18 protein-coding genes are annotated in these 17,795 nt (G+C 62.7%); 5 read left to right on the top strand and 13 right to left on the bottom strand.

Features of this window, described 5'->3' with window-relative positions:
• Positions 1–27 precede the first annotated feature (27 nt).
• Together B7Y43_RS12405 and msrA are read left to right on the top strand one after the other, a co-directional pair.
• Entirely contained in the window at positions 28–174 is a 147-nt protein-coding gene (locus B7Y43_RS12405) for a hypothetical protein (protein ID WP_374131973.1), read from the top strand.
• 72 nt (positions 175–246) lie between these two features.
• Complete coding sequence (msrA, locus tag B7Y43_RS12400; RefSeq protein WP_374131972.1) at positions 247–906, top strand: peptide-methionine (S)-S-oxide reductase; 660 nt, start codon at positions 247–249, stop codon at positions 904–906.
• Between the two features lie 7 nt (positions 907–913).
• Here msrA and pdeM read toward each other — a convergent pair whose 3' ends face one another.
• Positions 914–1,576 carry a ligase-associated DNA damage response endonuclease PdeM gene (gene pdeM / locus B7Y43_RS12395; protein WP_374131971.1) on the bottom strand — a complete coding sequence of 221 codons (663 nt, stop codon included), beginning with the start codon at positions 1,574–1,576 and terminating at the stop codon, positions 914–916.
• A 122-nt stretch (positions 1,577–1,698) separates the two neighbouring features.
• Between pdeM and B7Y43_RS12390 the strand changes: the two genes are divergently transcribed.
• Positions 1,699–3,618, top strand: coding sequence for a potassium transporter Kup (locus B7Y43_RS12390; RefSeq protein WP_374131970.1), 1,920 nt, complete (start codon positions 1,699–1,701; stop codon positions 3,616–3,618).
• 26 nt (positions 3,619–3,644) lie between these two features.
• Here B7Y43_RS12390 and B7Y43_RS12385 read toward each other — a convergent pair whose 3' ends face one another.
• The 5 genes from B7Y43_RS12385 to B7Y43_RS12365 all read right to left on the bottom strand — a co-directional run bounded on the left by B7Y43_RS12385 (position 3,645) and on the right by B7Y43_RS12365 (position 10,718).
• Positions 3,645–3,971, bottom strand: a complete 327-nt coding sequence (locus tag B7Y43_RS12385) for a RodZ family helix-turn-helix domain-containing protein (RefSeq protein WP_374131969.1) — start codon at positions 3,969–3,971, stop codon at positions 3,645–3,647.
• A gap of 339 nt (positions 3,972–4,310) precedes the next feature.
• Positions 4,311–5,735 carry a M20/M25/M40 family metallo-hydrolase gene (locus B7Y43_RS12380; RefSeq protein ID WP_374131968.1) on the bottom strand — a complete coding sequence of 475 codons (1,425 nt, stop codon included), beginning with the start codon at positions 5,733–5,735 and terminating at the stop codon, positions 4,311–4,313.
• A 63-nt stretch (positions 5,736–5,798) separates the two neighbouring features.
• Positions 5,799–6,761 carry a retroviral-like aspartic protease family protein gene (locus B7Y43_RS12375; RefSeq protein ID WP_374131967.1) on the bottom strand — a complete coding sequence of 321 codons (963 nt, stop codon included), beginning with the start codon at positions 6,759–6,761 and terminating at the stop codon, positions 5,799–5,801.
• Between the two features lie 39 nt (positions 6,762–6,800).
• The gene (locus tag B7Y43_RS12370) at positions 6,801–9,212 is read right to left on the bottom strand and encodes a ligase-associated DNA damage response DEXH box helicase (RefSeq protein WP_374131966.1); all 2,412 of its coding nucleotides are present in this window, start codon (positions 9,210–9,212) and stop codon (positions 6,801–6,803) included.
• 150 nt (positions 9,213–9,362) lie between these two features.
• The gene (locus B7Y43_RS12365) at positions 9,363–10,718 is read right to left on the bottom strand and encodes a hypothetical protein (RefSeq protein ID WP_374131965.1); all 1,356 of its coding nucleotides are present in this window, start codon (positions 10,716–10,718) and stop codon (positions 9,363–9,365) included.
• A gap of 271 nt (positions 10,719–10,989) precedes the next feature.
• Here B7Y43_RS12365 and B7Y43_RS12360 point away from each other — a divergent pair, with 271 nt between their 5' ends.
• Complete coding sequence (locus tag B7Y43_RS12360; RefSeq protein WP_374131964.1) at positions 10,990–11,271, top strand: helix-turn-helix domain-containing protein; 282 nt, start codon at positions 10,990–10,992, stop codon at positions 11,269–11,271.
• Positions 11,272–11,353: 82 nt separating this feature from the next.
• Positions 11,354–12,352: a ligase-associated DNA damage response exonuclease gene (locus B7Y43_RS12355; protein ID WP_374131963.1), complete on the top strand. Its 999-nt coding sequence runs from the start codon at positions 11,354–11,356 to the stop codon at positions 12,350–12,352.
• On the opposite strand, the gene B7Y43_RS12350 is transcribed toward B7Y43_RS12355, so the two are convergent.
• The 7 genes from B7Y43_RS12350 to B7Y43_RS12320 all read right to left on the bottom strand — a co-directional run bounded on the left by B7Y43_RS12350 (position 12,349) and on the right by B7Y43_RS12320 (position 17,540).
• Positions 12,349–12,759, bottom strand: a complete 411-nt coding sequence (locus tag B7Y43_RS12350) for a hypothetical protein (RefSeq protein WP_374131962.1) — start codon at positions 12,757–12,759, stop codon at positions 12,349–12,351. The genes B7Y43_RS12355 and B7Y43_RS12350 overlap by 4 nt on opposite strands.
• 104 nt (positions 12,760–12,863) lie before the next feature.
• Positions 12,864–13,160, bottom strand: a complete 297-nt coding sequence (locus B7Y43_RS12345) for a putative quinol monooxygenase (RefSeq protein ID WP_374131961.1) — start codon at positions 13,158–13,160, stop codon at positions 12,864–12,866.
• Positions 13,157–14,656, bottom strand: a complete 1,500-nt coding sequence (rpoN, locus tag B7Y43_RS12340; RefSeq protein ID WP_374131960.1) for an RNA polymerase sigma-54 factor — start codon at positions 14,654–14,656, stop codon at positions 13,157–13,159. The genes B7Y43_RS12345 and rpoN overlap by 4 nt, the downstream gene beginning before the upstream one ends.
• A 118-nt stretch (positions 14,657–14,774) precedes the next feature.
• Positions 14,775–15,563, bottom strand: coding sequence for an ABC transporter ATP-binding protein (gene lptB, locus B7Y43_RS12335; protein WP_374131959.1), 789 nt, complete (start codon positions 15,561–15,563; stop codon positions 14,775–14,777).
• A gap of 136 nt (positions 15,564–15,699) precedes the next feature.
• A complete protein-coding gene (locus B7Y43_RS12330) occupies positions 15,700–16,269 on the bottom strand; it encodes an LptA/OstA family protein (protein ID WP_374131958.1) in 570 nt (189 codons plus the stop codon).
• A gap of 6 nt (positions 16,270–16,275) precedes the next feature.
• Positions 16,276–16,914, bottom strand: a complete 639-nt coding sequence (gene lptC, locus B7Y43_RS12325) for an LPS export ABC transporter periplasmic protein LptC (protein ID WP_374131957.1) — start codon at positions 16,912–16,914, stop codon at positions 16,276–16,278.
• 5 nt (positions 16,915–16,919) lie between these two features.
• A complete protein-coding gene (locus tag B7Y43_RS12320; RefSeq protein ID WP_374131956.1) occupies positions 16,920–17,540 on the bottom strand; it encodes a ribonuclease D in 621 nt (206 codons plus the stop codon).
• Positions 17,541–17,795 lie beyond the last annotated feature (255 nt).

The raw sequence follows: 17,795 nt of genomic DNA, 5'->3' as shown, positions 1-17,795 counted from the left end.
TAGCGCCCGGCCCACAAGGATCAGGTTATGGTGAAGTTTTTGAAATCATCGCTGCTCGCGCAGCTCGGCTCCGGCTTTGTGCTGGGCTTGGTCGGCATCATTGCGTTCCAGCCTGCGCAGGCGACGCGCACGCTGGCCAGCCAAGTCGCTTCAATCGCGCCATTGATTGGTTGAGGTGATGCATCGCGCCTGTAACCAGCCCGGCGCGGCGCCCGTATTCCTACCGGTACAACCAAGAGGAATATCATGACTCGACTGATCGTTGCCACTGCCGGCCTTGCCGGTCTCGCCCTGCTCGCCTTTACCGGCGGCAGCGCCAATGCCGAGCGCGCCGTGCAAATCCCCGCCGCGCTGAAAGATGTGCCGCGCACCCCGGGACTACAGACGGCGGTGTTCGCCGGCGGTTGTTTCTGGGGCATGGAAGCAGTGTTCGAAGGCGTAAAGGGCGTCCAGTCCGTGACGTCGGGCTATGCCGGCGGCACCGCCCAAACCGCACAATATGATATTGTCAGCACCGAGACGACTGGCCATGCTGAGGCCGTCCGGATCGTCTATGATCCTGCCAAGGTCAGCTATGCGACGTTGCTGCGCGTCTATTTTTCGGTCGCGCACAACCCGACCGAGCTGAACCGCCAGGGCCCCGATAGCGGCCCAAGCTACCGGTCCGCGATCTTCCCGCAAAATGCCACGCAACAGCAGGTAGCAGCAGCCTATATCGCGCAGCTGCAAAAGGCGCATGTCTTTGACCAGCCGATCGTGACGCGCGTTGAAACCGGCAAATTCTTCCCGGCCGAATCCTATCACCAGGACTTTTTCCGGCTGAATCCCTATCACCCCTATATCGTGCGCTTCGACAAGCCGAAGGTCGCTGCGTTCAAAACCGCTTTTGCGTCGATAGCCCGCTAACCGATCGTCACGCCGCCAGGGCGAAGCGCAGCAACCGGTCTTCCACCGGCACAAGCGCTTCGGCCTGGCCGCCGATCGCGCGGCGGATTTCCGGGTGACCGGCATCGAGCCCGCCGGTCAGCGCCCCAAATGCGGGCAGGATGATCTTGGCCGGGCTGGCGACGAAGCAGCGCCGCGAGACATGACGACCGCGCACCTTGACCCTGAATTTGGGGTGGAAATGCCCCGACAGCTCCGGGCGCGGGTCCGCAGGATCGGCCTCATGCCGCAGCACCAACCCGTCGATCACTGCTTCATCGGCAATGATACCGCCGCAGCGATCGGATAGGCCGGCATCGTGATTGCCGGTGATCCAGGTCCAGCGGGTCCGCGCAATCAACGCCTGCAGCATCGCCTGCGCGCGTTCGGGCAGCCGATCGCTGCCGCGCGAATCATGAAAGCTATCGCCCAGGCACCAGATTTCAGCGGGCTGCACCGCGTCAACGATGGTGGTCAGATCCGCCAATGTGGCGATACTATCATAGGGCGGCAGCATCTGCCCGCCCGCGGCAAACCAGCTCGCCTTTTCGAAATGCAGATCGGCAATTAGCAGCGCGCGGCGCGCCGGCCAGCAGAGCGCCCCCTGCGGCAGCGCGACCAGCGCATGATGAGCGAACGAAAAGGGAACCATGCCCCCGCTATGCCGCTATCCCGCCCGCCCGGCAATGGGCCTTGTTCGCGGGTGCAACAAACTAGTTGCGTCGAATCCCCACAGGCGTAAAGCGCGCCGTCCTGTCCTGAGCACCAACCCTTATGTCTGCTACTGACACTGTGCCTGAAGGTCCAACGCCCCATCCCCGCTCCACGCTGATGCTCGCCATCGGCGCGATCGGTGTTGTGTTCGGCGATATTGGCACCAGCCCGCTTTACGCCTTTCGCGAAGCACTGGCGCAATCGGCGGGTGATGGCATCGATGCGGCCGAAATTCTGGGGGTGTTATCGCTTGCCATCTGGGCCCTGATTCTGGTCGTCACGCTCAAATATGTGCTGTTCCTGATGCGCGCCGACAATCAGGGCGAGGGCGGCGTGCTGGCGCTGACCGCGCTGGCGCGGCGATCGCTCGGCACGCGCGCCAAGGTTGCGTTGGCGCTCGGCGCGACCGGGGCGGCGCTGTTTTACGGCGATGCGATCATTACACCGGCGCTGTCGGTGCTGTCAGCGGTTGAGGGGTTGAAGACGATTCCCGGCGGCGCGGCGCTGTTCGGTGAGCCGGAGATCATCGGGCTGACCATTTCGATCCTGATCGGCCTTTTCATCATCCAGGGACGCGGCACGGCGAGCGTCGCGCGGCTGTTCGGGCCGATCTGCATCTTGTGGTTTCTGGCGATCGGCGGCCTTGGGCTCTACCATATCCTCGACGCGCCTTCGATCCTGCGCGCCTTGTCGCCCAGCTATGGCATCAGCTTCTTGTTTAGCCACGGCGTCATCGGGCTGTTTGTGCTGGGCGCAGTGTTCCTGACGGTGACCGGCGTGGAGGCACTCACCGCCGATATGGGCCATTTCGGACGGCTCCCGATCCAGCTCGGCTGGTTCGTGCTGGTGTTTCCGGCGTTGGTCTTCAATTATTTCGGCCAGGGGGCATTTGCGCTCGATGCGCTGGAAACAGCAGCAGCAACTGGCCAGCCTTTTGCCAATCAGGACTGGTTCTTCCTGATGGCCCCGGGCGTGCTGCGCGTACCGCTGGTGTTGTTGGCAACGCTGGCAACAATCATCGCCAGCCAGGCCGTGATTACCGGTGCCTATTCGCTGACCCAGCAGGCCATCCAGCTCGGCCTGTTGCCACGGCTGCGCATCCGCCAGACATCGGCCGATCATTCCGGGCAAATCTATCTGCCCGCCATCAACTGGCTGTTGCTGATCGGCGTGCTCGTCCTGGTGACCCAGTTCCGGACCTCATCATCAATGGCAGCGGCCTATGGCATCGCCGTGACCGGTACGATGGTCGTCACCACCTGCCTTGCCTATATCGTCGTGCGGCATCACTGGCATTGGGGGCGGCTGCCAGCGGTCGCGCTGATCGCCCCGTTTCTGTTGCTCGATCTGATCTTTTTCGGCGCCAATATCCTGCGCGTGATCGAGGGCGGCTGGGTGCCGCTGGTGGTGGCTGCGGTAATCGGGCTGCTGATCGTCACCTGGCGGCGCGGCAAGCGCATCGTCGGCGCGTTCGAGGCACGGCAAAGCATCCCGCTCGCCGATCTTGCCGCCGCGCTCGCCAAGCGCCCGCCCGAACGCGTTGAGGGCACAGCGGTGTTCCTCACCGCCAATCCCGCCAATACGCCGGGCGCGCTGCTGCACAATCTGAAACACAATAAGGTGCTGCACGCGCGCAACCTGATCGTCAGCGTCCGCACCGCCGATCGCCCGACCATCGCGCCTGAGGAGCGGGCAACGGTGGAACGAATCGATGACAGCTTCACCAGCGTGGTGCTGAAATATGGGTTTATGGAAACACCGGACGTGCCGCATGATCTGACGATGCAGCTGGCGATCACGCCGATGAAGACCAGCTATTTCATCGGTCGCAACACGTTGAAAGCATCAGCCGAAGAGGGCATGCCGCTCTGGCAGGACCGGATCTTCATGTTCCTGCAACGGAACGCCAGCGACCCGACCGATTTCCTGCGCATCCCCCCCGGCAAGGTGCTCGAGCTGGGCGAACAAGTGACCGTGTAAGGCGGTGCCCTTTACCCTGCCGCCAATCAGGGCCGAAAGGGCTGCTTGGGCGTTTTGAGGTAATCGGCACGCACCGCGTCAGCGATCACCTCTTCAGGCAAACCAACATAGCGGGCATAGGTGCGGGCAAATCCCACGGCATAAATGCTCGCGGCTATCTCGCTATAATAGCCAAGCTCGATCGATTCGAGGTGGCGTTCTGCGATGCGGGTGTGGAGCGACACGTCAGCGAGCGAGGCGCCCATCGCCTCACGCGCGCGGCGGAGCATTTTGCCGGGCGCGTCGATGGTGGCGATGCCGAGATCGACATCGTTAAATGCAGCAAATGTGGGCTCGTTCAGATTGGCCAACATTGATTACCCCCCAAGGCAGCGCCATTTTTGTGCAGTAGATCGCTCGGCCACCGCAAGCGGCAGATGACGCATCTCGGCGAAAAGGGAGAGTCGACACTGCTCAATTCGGGTATGCTATCGCGTCGCGCGGCTGATTCCCTGCACGCCTGAGCCGATCAGCGCAGCATGCGGCGAACAGCGGTGGTGTCTCGATCAGCGACATGGCGTTTCGCTGCCGCGCCCCGATGCAGCATCAACACCGCGATCACCCACTGAAAGCCGCGTGACATTTGGCCACATTGGCTGTCGCTGGTCCGAAGCGGCAGGCAGGCGACAAGCGGTCGCCGCGCCTGCCCCCGCTCACCCCGCGTACAGCTTGACCAGATCGAACAGATAATCCCGCCCAGCATAGATCGATTCAACCTTGATCCGCTCATTCAGCCCATGCGTGCCATTGCCATCGGGATCGATGAAGGTACCCGGCGCACCATAAACCGGGATGCCGATCGCTTGCAGGAAAATGCCGTCCGTCGCGCCTGTCGACATCAGCGGCAGCAGGGGGACGCCCGGAAAATGCTGCGCGGCGAGCGTCCGGGCCGGGCCCATGATCTTGGGATCAAGCTTGGTCGGCACCGCAGTCGGGCGGATCGGGGCGTTCGCCGTCACGGTCACGGCTGGCCCGGCCAGTTCCTGCAATTTCAGCCGCGTCCCCTCCACTGTTTCACCAGGGAAGATGCGGCAATTGATGTTGGCGCTGGCGCGCTGCGGCAGCGCGTTTTCAGCATGGCCGGCAGTGGCGATCGTTGCCACACAGGTGGTGCGCAAGGTTGAATGCATCGCCTTGTCGCGGCTGACCACTGCATCGGCTTCGGCATCTTCAGGATTGGTCAGCAAACGCGTGATCGCCGTCGCCATTGGACCCCCAACTGCAGCGGCGCTGGCGATGAAGAAAACGCGCGTTGTATCCGTGAACTTCACTGGAAATTCATAGCCTTGCACCGCCTTGATCGCGTCAGCAAGCTGGTAGATCGCGTTGATCGGCACTGGTTGCGAACTATGCCCGCCAGGATTGGTGACGAGGAAAGTATAGTTTTGCGAGGCCTTTTCACCGACCTGCATGGCCAGCACTTGGCGCCGTCCGGTCGCGTCATAACGCCCGCCGCCGCCCTCGTTCAGCGCAAATTCGGCAGCGATCAGATCGGGCTTGTTCTGCGCCAGCCACTGCGCGCCATTCCAGGCATAGGTGGTTTCTTCGCCGCAGGTCAGCGCCAGCTTGATCGTGCGCTTGGGCTGATAGCCTTCGGTCTTGAAGCGGATCATGCTGTCCGCCCAGATCGCCGCCTGTGCCTTATCATCGACCGTACCGCGCGCGTAATAATAGCCATCTTCCTCGATCAGCGTGAACGGATCGCGCACCCAATCCTCGCGCTTGGCTTCGACCACGTCGAGATGGCCGAGCAGCAGCATCGGCTTGGCTTTCTTGTCAGACCCATCAAGGATCACGACAATGCCGCCTTCCCGGGGGTGATCCGGCACGCTGAACAGCGTGATCGCGCTGTCGCTATAGCCCGCCGCCTTCATCCGCGCGCCAATCTGTTCGGCGGCCTTGGTGCAACTGCCAACCGACAGCGTCGTATTGGTTTCGACCAGTTCCTTGTACAGGCCGAAAAACGCCTTTTGGTCGGGCCGCGATTGCGCCTGGGCCGTGGCGGGGAGCAAAGCCGCCAGCGCCGTCGCGCCAAGCAAGGCTCCCAATCGTGCCGCCATCAATCCTGTCGCCCGCATGACCCGTCTCCTGCTATCGTCAATTGCACCGAGTAGACCGGGTTTGTCGCAACGTTGCAACCGTCAGCGCGGCCGCACCGGCAAGGCAAGCCTGACCTCGCGATTGGCAAAATCGATATCCACCCGCCGGAACTCGCGCAGCGCATCAATGCCGAGCAGCAACGCAGGCCGGCGGATCAAACCGAAACGGGCAAAGGGCGCGGCATCGGCAAAGGCGACCGGCAAATTTTGGAAAACTACCGTCCCAAGCCGAACCTCGCCGATCGACGCATAATCGGTCGACAGCGACGCGCCCGTCACACTGGTCAGCGCAAGCGGCTTAATGCCGCCCCGCGGGTTGACGATCCTGCGTCGCAACGCCTGATTGCCGACCGTTACCGCTGATCCGGTATCCAGCACCACCTGCACCCGCTGGCCGCGAAAAGAGGCATCGGTGACAACCAGCTGACCGAACAGGCTCTTCGCGCGGATCACAATTTCGTCCGGGTCGTTGCGCGCTGCCCGCGTGCTGCGCCCTGCCGCCCGAACGGTCATCACCTGTCGATCGAAATCGATCGACACCGCATGTCCTTTCAGCGAATCAAGCCCAAGCAGGCCCGGCGCGCCCAGATCATTGCCCTTGAATATCGGCGCCTCAATCCGACCCGTAGCGATCGTGCTGACCTTTAGGCTGGGGATGATGGCGGTGGCGACAATGCTTGCGCCCGTCATCGTCGTCACCCGCACACTGCGCCCGCGCGCCAGGCCGAGCAGCCGGACCAATTCGCCGGAAATCACGCTGCGCTCGGCACCGGTATCGATCGTGAAGGGATAGGGGCCTGCGGCGCCGATCATCACCGGCACCGTCAACCGACCGGGAATATCGCTGCCCAGCTTGAGCACATCGGCTTCGGTGACGGGCAGTTGCTCAGAGGAAATCGGTGCCGACGCTGGTGCCGATGCCGGGGCAGACGCTTGCGGGGCACCCTGGACGGCAGCCAATCCCAGCGGCAATAGCGCCAACGCGACAAGGGCAGAGCCAAACACGGACTGACGCTAGGCCTCAGGCTTCGCTCCGGCAAGCGATCAATCGAGTCGCATCGCCACGCTGGCGAGCGTTTCCGCCTCGATCAGGATCGCATCATCCGCCAGCCCCTGCGGCACGCTCTCGCGCCCGATCATCACCAGCACCGGCACGGCCAGCGGCGACACGCGATCGAGCGCCACGTGCAGCATCGTCCCCGCCGCGCGATCGAGCAGGTCCGCCAACCGCCCGACATCGGTCATCTTCGCGCGCGCATCGGCCCAGGCGGCTTTCAGCAACAGATGATCGGGCTCGTAGCGCCTGAGCACGTCGTAGATCAGGTCGGTTGAAAAGGTCACTTGCTTGCCGGTCTTGCGCTTGCCCGGATGCTGGCGCTCGACCAGACCACCAATTACCGCGACCTCCCGAAAGGCGCGCTTGAGCAAATGCGATCCCTGCACCCAGTCGACGAATTCATCTTCCAATATGTCGGCGGAAAACAGCGCCGCCGGGTCGCTCACTGGATCGAGCGAATAACATGCCAGCGCATAGTCATTGGCGACAAAGCCCAACGGTTTCAGCCCGTTCGTCTCCATCCGACGGGTCAGCAGCATGCCGAGCGACTGGTGCGCGTTCCAACCCTCAAAGCAATAGGCGACCATGTAATGCCGGCCCTCATGCGGGAAGGTCTCGACCAGCAACTGCCCCGGCTGCGGCATGATCGAGCGTTTCGACTGGATATCGAGCCAGTCGCGGACATCATCGGGGAAGCGGTGCCAGCCGCCCGGATCGGCGAGGAACCCGCGCACCCGGTTCGCCAAATTGGTCGTCAGCGGCATCCGCGCGCCGCCATAGCTTGGGATACGCGCCGGGCGAGCGGTGGCGCGCACCACCAGATCCTCGGTATCGATCTTCTCGACCTCAAGGCTCATGCCGGAAAAGAAAAACGTATCGCCCACCGACAACGTCGCGGCGAACCCTTCCTCCACCCGCCCCAATTGCCGCCCGTTGCGAAAGCGCACGCTCAGCATCGTCGCTTCAACGATGATCCCGGCATTCAACCGGTGCTGTGCGATGAATTTCGGGTGGCTGACCCGCCACATCCCATCGGACTCGCGCACCAGCCGCTTGAACTTGTCATAGGCCTTCAGCGCATAGCCGCCGTCGCTGATGAACCCAAGCACATGGGAAAACTGTTCGGCTGTCAGCGCGGAGTAAGGCAGCGACGACCGCACCTCCGCCAGCATCGCCGCCTCGTCGAACGGGGCGGCACAGGCGCAGGCCATTAGATGCTGCGCCAGCACGTCGAGCCCGCCCATCCGGAACACATCCGCATCCAGCTCGCGGTCCGCCACCGCGTCGAGCGCGGCGCGCGCCTCGAGATATTCGAAGCGATTGCCCGGCACCACGATCGCCTCAGACGGTTCGTCGAGCCGGTGATTGGCGCGCCCAATCCGCTGCAACAGCCGCGACGCGCCCTTGGGCGCGCCCATCTGGATCACGCAATCAACATCCCCCCAGTCGATCCCCATATCGAGGCTGGCGGTGCAGACCAGACCGCGCAAGCGCCCGTCCGCCATCGCCGCCTCCACCTTGCGCCGCGCCTCCAGCGAGAGCGATCCGTGATGGATGCCGATCGGCAGCTGCAGGTCGTTGACCTTCCACAAATCCTGGAAGATCAGCTCCGCCAGCGCGCGCGTGTTGCAAAAGACGAGCGTCGTCTTGTGCGTCTCGATCTCGGCAATCACCTGTGGCGCGGCATAACGCCCCGAATGCCCCGACCAGGGCACGCGCCCCTGCGGCAGCAGGATCGAGATATCGGGGTCCGCCCCCGGCTCGCCCTGCACCGTCGTCACCAAATCGATATCGCCATCGGGTGCGAGCCAGCCGCGATAGCCATCTGCGTCAGCCACCGTCGCCGACAGCGCCACCCGCCGCATCCCCGGCGCAATCGCCTGCAATCGCGACAGGGCGAGCGACAGCAAATCCCCGCGCTTCTGCGTGGCAAAGGCGTGGACCTCGTCGATCACGATCGTCTTCAGATTGGCGAACATCAGGAACGAGTCGGGATAGCTGATCAACAGCGACAGCGATTCGGGCGTCGTCAGCAAGATCTGGGGCGGACGAATGCGCTGCCGCACCTTCCGGTCGGAGGGCGTATCCCCAGTCCGCGTCTCAACCCGGATATCGAGCCCCATCTCCGCAATCGGGTTCAGCAGATTGCGCTGCACATCCACCGCCAGCGCCTTCAAGGGGGAGACATAAAGCGTGTGCAGCCCCTCGGCTGGGTGCTCGATCAGATCGGCAAGCGTCGGCAAAAACCCGGCCAGCGTCTTGCCCGCCCCCGTCGGCGCGACGAGCAAAGCGTGGCGGCCAGCGCGCGCGGCGGCGAGCATGTCGAGCTGATGCCGACGCGGCGACCAGCCCTTGGCGGCGAACCATGTGGTGAGGGATGGGGGAAGGGTGGCGGTCACGCGCCCGATATGGGGGCAGGGCAGGGGTGGTGGCTAGGGGGTGACGTGGCAGGTGGTGGGCCGCTTCCTGACTGGCAGCTTTCAGCGGTCCAACCGAGAAGAGCCGCCATGGCAGCGGCAACCGTGGTCAAGCGACGGTCGCCGGCAGCGCTAGACCCAGGCGTAGCGTTTGTTGACCGTCCACTGCACGGCGTCGAGGCCCTCGGCGAGAGCGTAAGCCACCGCCAGCGCAATCGCGTGTTCCCGAAACATACGCACATTCTCGGCCAACGGTTGGATGATCGGATCGCCTTCCATCGGCTCCCGGACGATCGCGATGTGCGAGATGTCGTTAGCGCGGTCCTGACCTATCTCCTCAGTAACTGCGAGGACAAAGGTGCTGAGCACGATGCCGGTCGCTTTTCGTTCGCGAGCCGTCTCGATCAAGGCGCGAGCGCTCTCCTCGAACAGCATATGTGCATAGCCGTTGAGGCTCTTCAGATTGGGCTCCACGTTGGTCTCGCGGCACCAGTCCAGCCAGGCGCCGGGGATGACATCGATCGCCACCAACGGCTTGGTCGGGGTCGCTGCGGCAGCGGCGGAGGCGACATGACGCTGCCAGTCGGGATAGCTCGCTAAGACGGTCGCGGCCGAAGTGACGGCGTCGGTTACCGCCGCAAAGGCAGCTTGGTCGAGCTTCGGGACGATCAGCGCGACAGGCGGACAATGTTCGATGCCCGAGGAATTGTCGCGCGGTCGCCCGTTCACGTAAAATTCGGACGGACTGCCCAAGACAGTCGCCGGCCGGACGTAGCGCACACCGTCGACGTCGAACACAATATCGCGTACCGCCAGCTTGCGCCCGTCCGACTGCGGGTCGGTCACGACCGAGGTCATGAACTTGTTGGCGAAGCCCATGAAGGCTTCCTGCAACTTGTCGAATTCGGGAAAGACGTGGTCGAGGCGGATCGGGACGTAGCTGCAATTCCAAAGAAAGATGCTGTCGAACCCGTCGCTATGATAATAGCAGCCCGACACGATGATGCCCTCGATCGAACTCGTGTCCTGTCGAACCCGGTTGGCGACGACTTCCGCCAGCGTGTCATTATCGAGCGCGGTATAGCCGTTGTTGAACACCCATAGCACAGACCCAGTCGTGGTTGGCAATTCGGTGCGGGACTGGTTGAGCTGCTTTCGCGCCTTGGTCGCGGCTTGCTTGACCGGCCCTTCGATGATGCGCCGGTAAGTGCGTTGGTCTACGTCGGACAGGCTGGCCGGATCGAGCACCACCACTGGCCGGTCTGGCTCATGATCTCCGAACAGGGCCGCGAGCTTCTTCTGGCGTTCCGGTTTGCCGAAGCCTTCGTCATCGAGCATTTTCAGTTCGATTATCGTGTTGCCCAGCACGAAATCGGCTCCGGCATCGGTTCGCCGGTCGGCGTCGGTGTGCACGCGCACTCCACCAGCTTCGGTCACGACCGAGTCGAGATCGTTTTCGCTCAGCGTGTGGACCGGAAATGCCTGCATCCCGGCGTCATAGCAAAGCGCGATGTCGAACCCTAGCTGCTGCGACGCGGCCTGACTTGTGGCATGGCAGCTTTTACGATCGGCGCGCTGGGGACTGAACGACCAATGTTAGAGCGCAAAGCTGCCGAGTCGAGGAACCTCGACTCCAACCCAGCGGTAAACCTCAAAGCCCCGCCGATGCCCAGCGCATGCCAAGGATTTCGCGTCACCAAGCCTGCTTGTCCCAAAAATCAGCCTGCAAAAATGTATCGAATTTGATACACACCTTCCCATGACAGCCGTTCCTTTCGAAAACGTTTCCAACGCCCTTGCCGACACGCAGGCAAAGGCCGCGAACATGAAAGCGCGGTCCTACCTGCTTTCGTCGCTGACCAGCCAAATCCGGTCATGGGACCTGTCGCAGGAGGCGGCGGCGGCGCGGCTTGGTATTACTCGCCCTCGGCTCAATGATCTGCTGCGCGGAAAGCTTGGCAAATTCTCGCTTGATGCGCTGGTGAACCTGGCCACCGCCGCCGGGCTGGTGCTCGAGATCAGGGTTGCGGCCTCCGCGTGAGCTTGGTCGATGGCAACCTGCAACTTCCGCAACTTTACCCCTGCAACTTTCCTACAAACCCACCCCACCCCATATTCCAGCAATGACCAAGCTCGGCGACTGGATCGAACCGCACCCGCACGGAATCTATATCCCCGCGGCTGACGCGTGGATCGATCCGGCGCGCCCCGCCCCCCGCGCGCTTGTCACCCACGGCCATGCCGATCATGCGCGCGGCGGGCACGGCGCGGTTTGGTCGACGCGGGAGACGCTGGCGATCATGGACGCGCGCTATGGGCCTCAAGCGGCACACCCGGTCGACTATGGCGCGCCGCTGACAATGGGCGATGTCACGGTGCGCTTCGTGCCGGCCGGCCATGTATTGGGCTCCGCGCAAATCGTGCTCGAGCATCGCGGTGAGACCGTAATCGTCTCGGGCGATTACAAGCGTCGCCCTGACCCCACCTGCGCGCCGTTCGAGCCCGTTAAATGCGATGTCTTCATTACCGAGGCGACCTTTGGCCTGCCGGTCTTTCGCCACCCCGATACGGGGCACGAAATCGACAAGCTGCTGGCGGCGCTGCACGCCAACCCGAATCGCTGCGTGCTGGTCGGCGCCTATGCGCTCGGCAAGGCGCAGCGGGTGATCCGGGAACTGCGTGATCGGGGCCATGATGCGCCCATTTACATTCACGGCGCGATGCAGCGGCTGTGCGACCTGTATGTCGCGCATGGCGTCGACCTGGGCACGCTGCGTCCCGCGACCGACGCCACCAAGGCCGAGATGATGGGCCATATCATCATCGCGCCGCCCTCCGCGCTACAGGATCGCTGGTCGCGCCGCTTGCCCGATCCGATCACGGCGATGGCGAGCGGCTGGATGCGGGTGCGCCAGCGCGCGGTGCAGCGCGGGGTTGAGCTGCCGCTCATCCTGTCTGATCACGCAGATTGGGATGAGCTGACGCGCACGCTCACCGAAATCGCGCCGAAGGAGGTTTGGGTGACGCATGGCCGCGAGGAGGCGCTGGTGCATTGGTGCGAGACGCATCAGATCAAGGCCCGCGCGCTGGCGCTCAGCGGGTATGAGGAAGAAGACGATTAACGCGCGGCGACGCTGATCGGTGCTGGTTGAGTGTCTTCGTCATTGCCGAACAACCAGGCCTCGGCCTCCTCGGCATTCCGGAAATAGGCAACATCGCGCGATGCCGCCGCCCGTTGCAGCTGCATCCGGGCCAGCGTCGAGGCATGAACAAAGGCCAATTTGCGCGACCGATGCGTCGGATCGGCGAGCAACCGCTGGAACGAAAGCACCATGTCTTGTGATTGGATGCTCATGTCGCTGACATCGGTTAGCGTCATATGGTCATGCGGCCCACATTGCAGACGAGCATGCGCTGCGTTGCGGGCTTTGATGAATTGTTCAATCGTCTCCGGCCCAAAAAACCCGCCCATGCGGATCAGCACCAGATGGCGAGGGACATCGACATCGATCGTGAAATACGGCTCCATGGCAGGCGTTATGCCGCGAAATTATTGTCGATCGGTAAAAAGAGCACCGATTTTGCCAAGTATCGCACCAATACCGAGTCCCCGCCGAGTAAAGCTGCGCCCTGTCATCGCTCGATCGGCGACGCCGTGTAGAGGTCAAGCGTGCCGGGGCGTGCGGCATAGGCTTTGATCGCGTCCATGAATTCGGCCGATCCGGGTTGCCGGAAATGCAGTTGCAGCGCGGCCATGTCGCGCCAGCGTTCAAAAAAGACGAGGGTGAGCGGGTCCTCCGCATCAATCTGGACCGCATGGCTGATGCAGCCATCCTCGGCGCGTGAGCGCTGGACATGATCCAGGCTGGCCTGAAGTAACGCCTCGAAACTGTCGGGCCGTGCGGTCGCGGTGCCGGTTACGATAATCATGATGCCCCCTCCAATGCCTTGGCCCGCCTGCGCCGCACGCTGCTGCCGATGCCGAGCGCCTCGCGATATTTGGCCACCGTCCGCCGGGCAATGTCGAAGCCTTTCGCCTTGAGCAGATCGACCAGCGTATCATCGGACAGGATCTTGGTGCCCTCAGCAGCGATCAGGGCTTTAATCGCGCTCTTGACCGCTTCCGCCGACACCGCATCGCCGCCATCGGCGGACTGGATGGCCGAGGTGAAGAAATATTTGAGTTCATAGAGCCCGCGATCGCAGCTGAGATATTTGTTGCTGGTCACGCGGCTGACGGTCGATTCGTGCATCTCGATCGCGTCGGCAACTTGCCTGAGGGTCATCGGGCGCAAATGCGCGACGCCGTTGATGAAGAACGCCTCTTGCTGCTTCACAATCTCGGTCGCGACCTTGATGATCGTGCGCTGCCGCTGATCGAGCGCCTTGACCAGCCAATTGGCGCTGGCGAGCATATCGGACAGCCAGACCTTGCTGGTCTTGTCCTGCGCACCGGTGGCCAGTTCAGTGTAATAACTGCGGTTGACCAGCAGCCGTGGCAAGGTAGCGGCGTTGATCTCGATCGCCCAACCGGTCTTGCGGCGCGCGATGAACAGATCGGGCACCACAGCCTGGGCCGCCTCCCCGCCATAGCGGCAGCCGGGCTTGGGATCATAATCGCGCAATTCGCGGATCATGTCGGCCATGTCCTCGTCATCGACGCCGCACAGGCGCTTTAGTCGGCCAAGTTCGCCGCGCGCCAGCAGATCAAGATTGTCAATCAGCCGCGCCATCGCCGGATCATAACGGTCCGCTTCGCGGGCCTGGAGCGCCAGGCATTCCGCCAGGCTCCGCGCGCCGACGCCGGTGGGGTCAAAGGTCTGGATCGTCGCCAGCACGGCTTCTACCCGGGCGAGCGGCACGCCCAGCCGATTGGCGATGTCGAGCAGCGGCACGGTGAGATAGCCGCATTCGTCGATCTGATCGATCAGATGCGCGGCAATAAAGGCATCCGCGCCGCTCATTACCGGACCCGCTTGAGCAAGCAGATGATCGGCCAAGCTGATATCGACCGCGGCGAAACTGTCAAAATCGGGCCCGTCTTCGCTCGACGAGCCTGCACCGCTGGCCGCATTCATGCCAAGCGAACCGTCCATGCCAGCACCGTCGGCCACGCTGTCATGGTGAAATGTCTCGGTAGAGAAATCGACATCAAGCGCGGCTTCACCGGCATGGTCGCCGCCCATGATCAGCTCATCCGCGCTGGCTGGCTCGCTGGGTAGGTCGGCGGACACCTCGCGCTCCTGGGTCGGCCCGTCATCATCAGGCGGCCCGGCCTCAAGCAGCGGGTTGCGCTCAATCTCTTCGGCAATAAAGCCTTCGACTTCCAGATTGGAGAGCGCGAGCAGGCGGATCGCCTGTTGCAGCTGGGGCGTCATCACCAGCGATTGCGACTGGCGCAGATCGAGGCGTGGGCCGAGTGCCATCAGGGTGTCCGAAGCACCGCAGCACCTGCCAGGGCCTTACCCATTGCCACGCACTTTTGCCGCACGCGATCACCGCTGTTGCCTGGAAAGCGACAAGAGCAAGGGCATAGCGGCATCGTTAAAGCGAGAAGCCCTCGCCCAGATACAAGCGGCGGACATTGGCGTCCGCCACCAGTTCATCGGGCGATCCGGTAAACAGCACGCGACCATCATAAATAATGTAGGCGCGATCAACGATCTCCAGCGTTTCGCGGACATTATGATCGGTGATCAAGACACCAATGCCGCGAGTCTTGAGCGCAATGACAAGATCCCGGATATCGGCGATCGAAATCGGATCGATGCCGGCAAAGGGTTCGTCGAGCAGCACGATTGAGGGATCAGCCGCCAGCGCGCGTGCGATTTCGGCACGGCGGCGCTCACCGCCTGAAAGCGCCATCGCGGGGGCATCGCGCAAGCGGGTAAGGCCGAAATCGTCAAGCAATTGATCAAGCCGCGCGATCCGCTTGGTTGGATCGGGCTCAGACAGCTCCAGCACCGTCAGAATATTTTTTTCCACCGACAAACCGCGGAAGATCGAGGTTTCCTGTGGCAGATAGCCAAGCCCCAGGATGGCGCGGCGATACATGGGCAGGCCAGTGATATCGACGCCGTCGAGCATGATGCGGCCTGAATCGGGCTTTACCAGCCCCATGACCGAATAAAAACAGGTGGTCTTGCCCGCCCCGTTCGGCCCGAGCAACCCGACAACTTCGCCGCGACCGACCGATACGGACACATCAGACAGCACTGGCCGCTTGTCATAAGCCTTGGCGATCGAGACGACCGAAAGCCCCTCGGCAACCGGTGGTGATACCGGCGGAACGGCGCTTACGGCGGCAGCCGTCAAGGTGGTCACATCGTCCATGGTGCAGCCTCAATGCTTGCAGGAAATGGTTAATGCCGTGTTGAAAAATCGCAATTGGCAAGCTTCGTGCATGGCTATTGCCCGATCATGCGCGCCGGGGAAAGCCCAACGCCGCGCATCCCCCGCAGGGTCAAGGCTATTTGTCGCGCTTTGGCACCGAGAATCGGCCCGTTACCCGCCCGCCCGAGCTGGTTACTCCGTCCGCGTTGCCGCCCACCGCTGCCCCGCCATCGAGATAGGCGCGCCCGGAATCCAAATCGATCCGCAGGCGCCCGCCATTCACTGGATTGCCGCCCTGCACCAGCATGACATTGCCAAGCATGGTGATTTCGCGCCGCTCGATATCATAAACGGCATATTGGCTGCGCGCCGATTGATCAGGCCGGGTGACCGTGACGCCGCCCGACGCATCGAGTCGTGACACCTGCGGGCTGCCATCAACAACCTGTCCCGTATAGGCGACCGTCATCCGCGCGGCGCTCAGCGTCATCTCGGCTTGGCGGACGGTGACGCTGCCCGTCAAAATCGCGCGATTCGCCTTATCCTGCAATTCGATATGATCGGCGCCGAAATCGATCGGCGCCGCCGAATCATGCCGGGTCTGCGCGGTGGAGGCGCCGGCCATTGCCAGCAAGGCGCTGGCCAACAGGCTACTGGCAAGCCGGGACGGCAGAAACGGGGCGGGGAAAAGGCGGTGCGCGTGCATGGACGCCTATCTCGCCCTTCGCGGCACGATCCGCAAGCGGGCATCGCCATCAAGAGTGACGACATGGCTATCCAGATCGGCCGACATGCTTGCGGCACTAAAGCTGCCCTGCGGCACTTTTCCGGTCACCGCGCCGTCACTTTTGAGCTTGCGGGTTTTCAGGTCGAGCGTGGCGTTGCCCGTCACCAGATTATACCCACTGGGCCCAGTGAACCGAATCGGCCCATCCGCCATCACCTTTTCGCTGGCGATATCATAGCGGCCGGCATCGGCGCGCAGATGCGCTGGCCCTTCCGCCATTGCCATTTCGGCGGACAAGGTGGTGAGCTTCACGATCGGTTCCGCCGAACTTTTCTGGACCGCCGATCCAGCGCGAAGCGAAAATGGCCGCCCCTGTTGATCGGCACCGCGATACAGCGCCGATTGAATCCGCAGCCGTTCCTTGGCGACTTCAACCTTGTTCTTGTCGAGCAGGAAGCTGACATCACCGCTCATCGTCAGCGGCGCTGTGACCAGAAATGCCGCAAACACGCCGATCATCACCGGCAGCACCCAGCGTGATGTTTCGACAACGCGATCATGCTGGCCGCCTGGGGCCGCCCAAAGCTGGCGCGCCGGCCGCTGGATAAGCGGGTCTTCAGCCATTTGCATCAGACATGCGCGAAAATATCGACTTCCGGCCAGCCCGCAAGATCAAGCTCGGCACGCGCGGGGAGAAAATCGAAACAGGATTGCGCTAGCGCCATCCGGCCTTCGCGGTGCAACCGAAGATCGAGTTCGGCCTTCATTGCATGCAGAAAACGCACATCAGAGGCTGCGTAATCCTTCTGCGCCTCTGACAGATTGGACGCGCCCCAATCCGAAGATTGCTGCGCCTTGGACAGTTCCTGGCCAAGCAGTTCGCGGACCAGCTCCTTCAGCCCATGCCGATCAGTATAGGTCCGCACCAGCCGCGAGGCGATCTTGGTGCAATAAACCGGCGCGGCAACGACGTTCAGATAATGGCGAATCGCCGCCAGATCGAAACGGGCGAAATGATAAAGCTTTAGCCGATCCGGATCCGCCAGCAGCTGCCGCAGATTAGGCGCTGCATAATCACTGCCCGGCGCAAAGCGCACCAGATGTTCATCCGTACCGCCATCGGAAAGCTGGACAACGCACAAGCGATCCCGCGGGGTCAGCAGCCCCATGGTTTCGGTATCGACGGCGATCGATTGGCCGGTTGCAAAAATGCCTGGCGGCAGGTCTTCTTCGTGGAGATGGACGGTCATCCCCGTCGCCTAGACCCGAACGCGCCCCGGCTCAATGCTTTGCATGCGCCCCTTTAATAAGCGTTTGCGCTAACGCTATTTGTTGGCGAGACGAATTTGTTCGCAGCGCGCGTGGTTTTGCGTTATGCACAAGGCGTGGCGCAAGCAGAGGAGCGCCCGGAGACCTGCGTTTGTCGTCCGACGCTCGGGTTCTTGCATCAATTACGGGCGAACCGGGAAGACGAACAGGGCATGAGTTTCGATAAAGGGCGCCGC

The organism is Sphingomonas sp. 28-62-20, from assembly GCF_002281505.1.
Note: the sequence above shows the minus strand (reverse complement) of the source record. Positions and strands in the feature narration are given on the sequence as shown.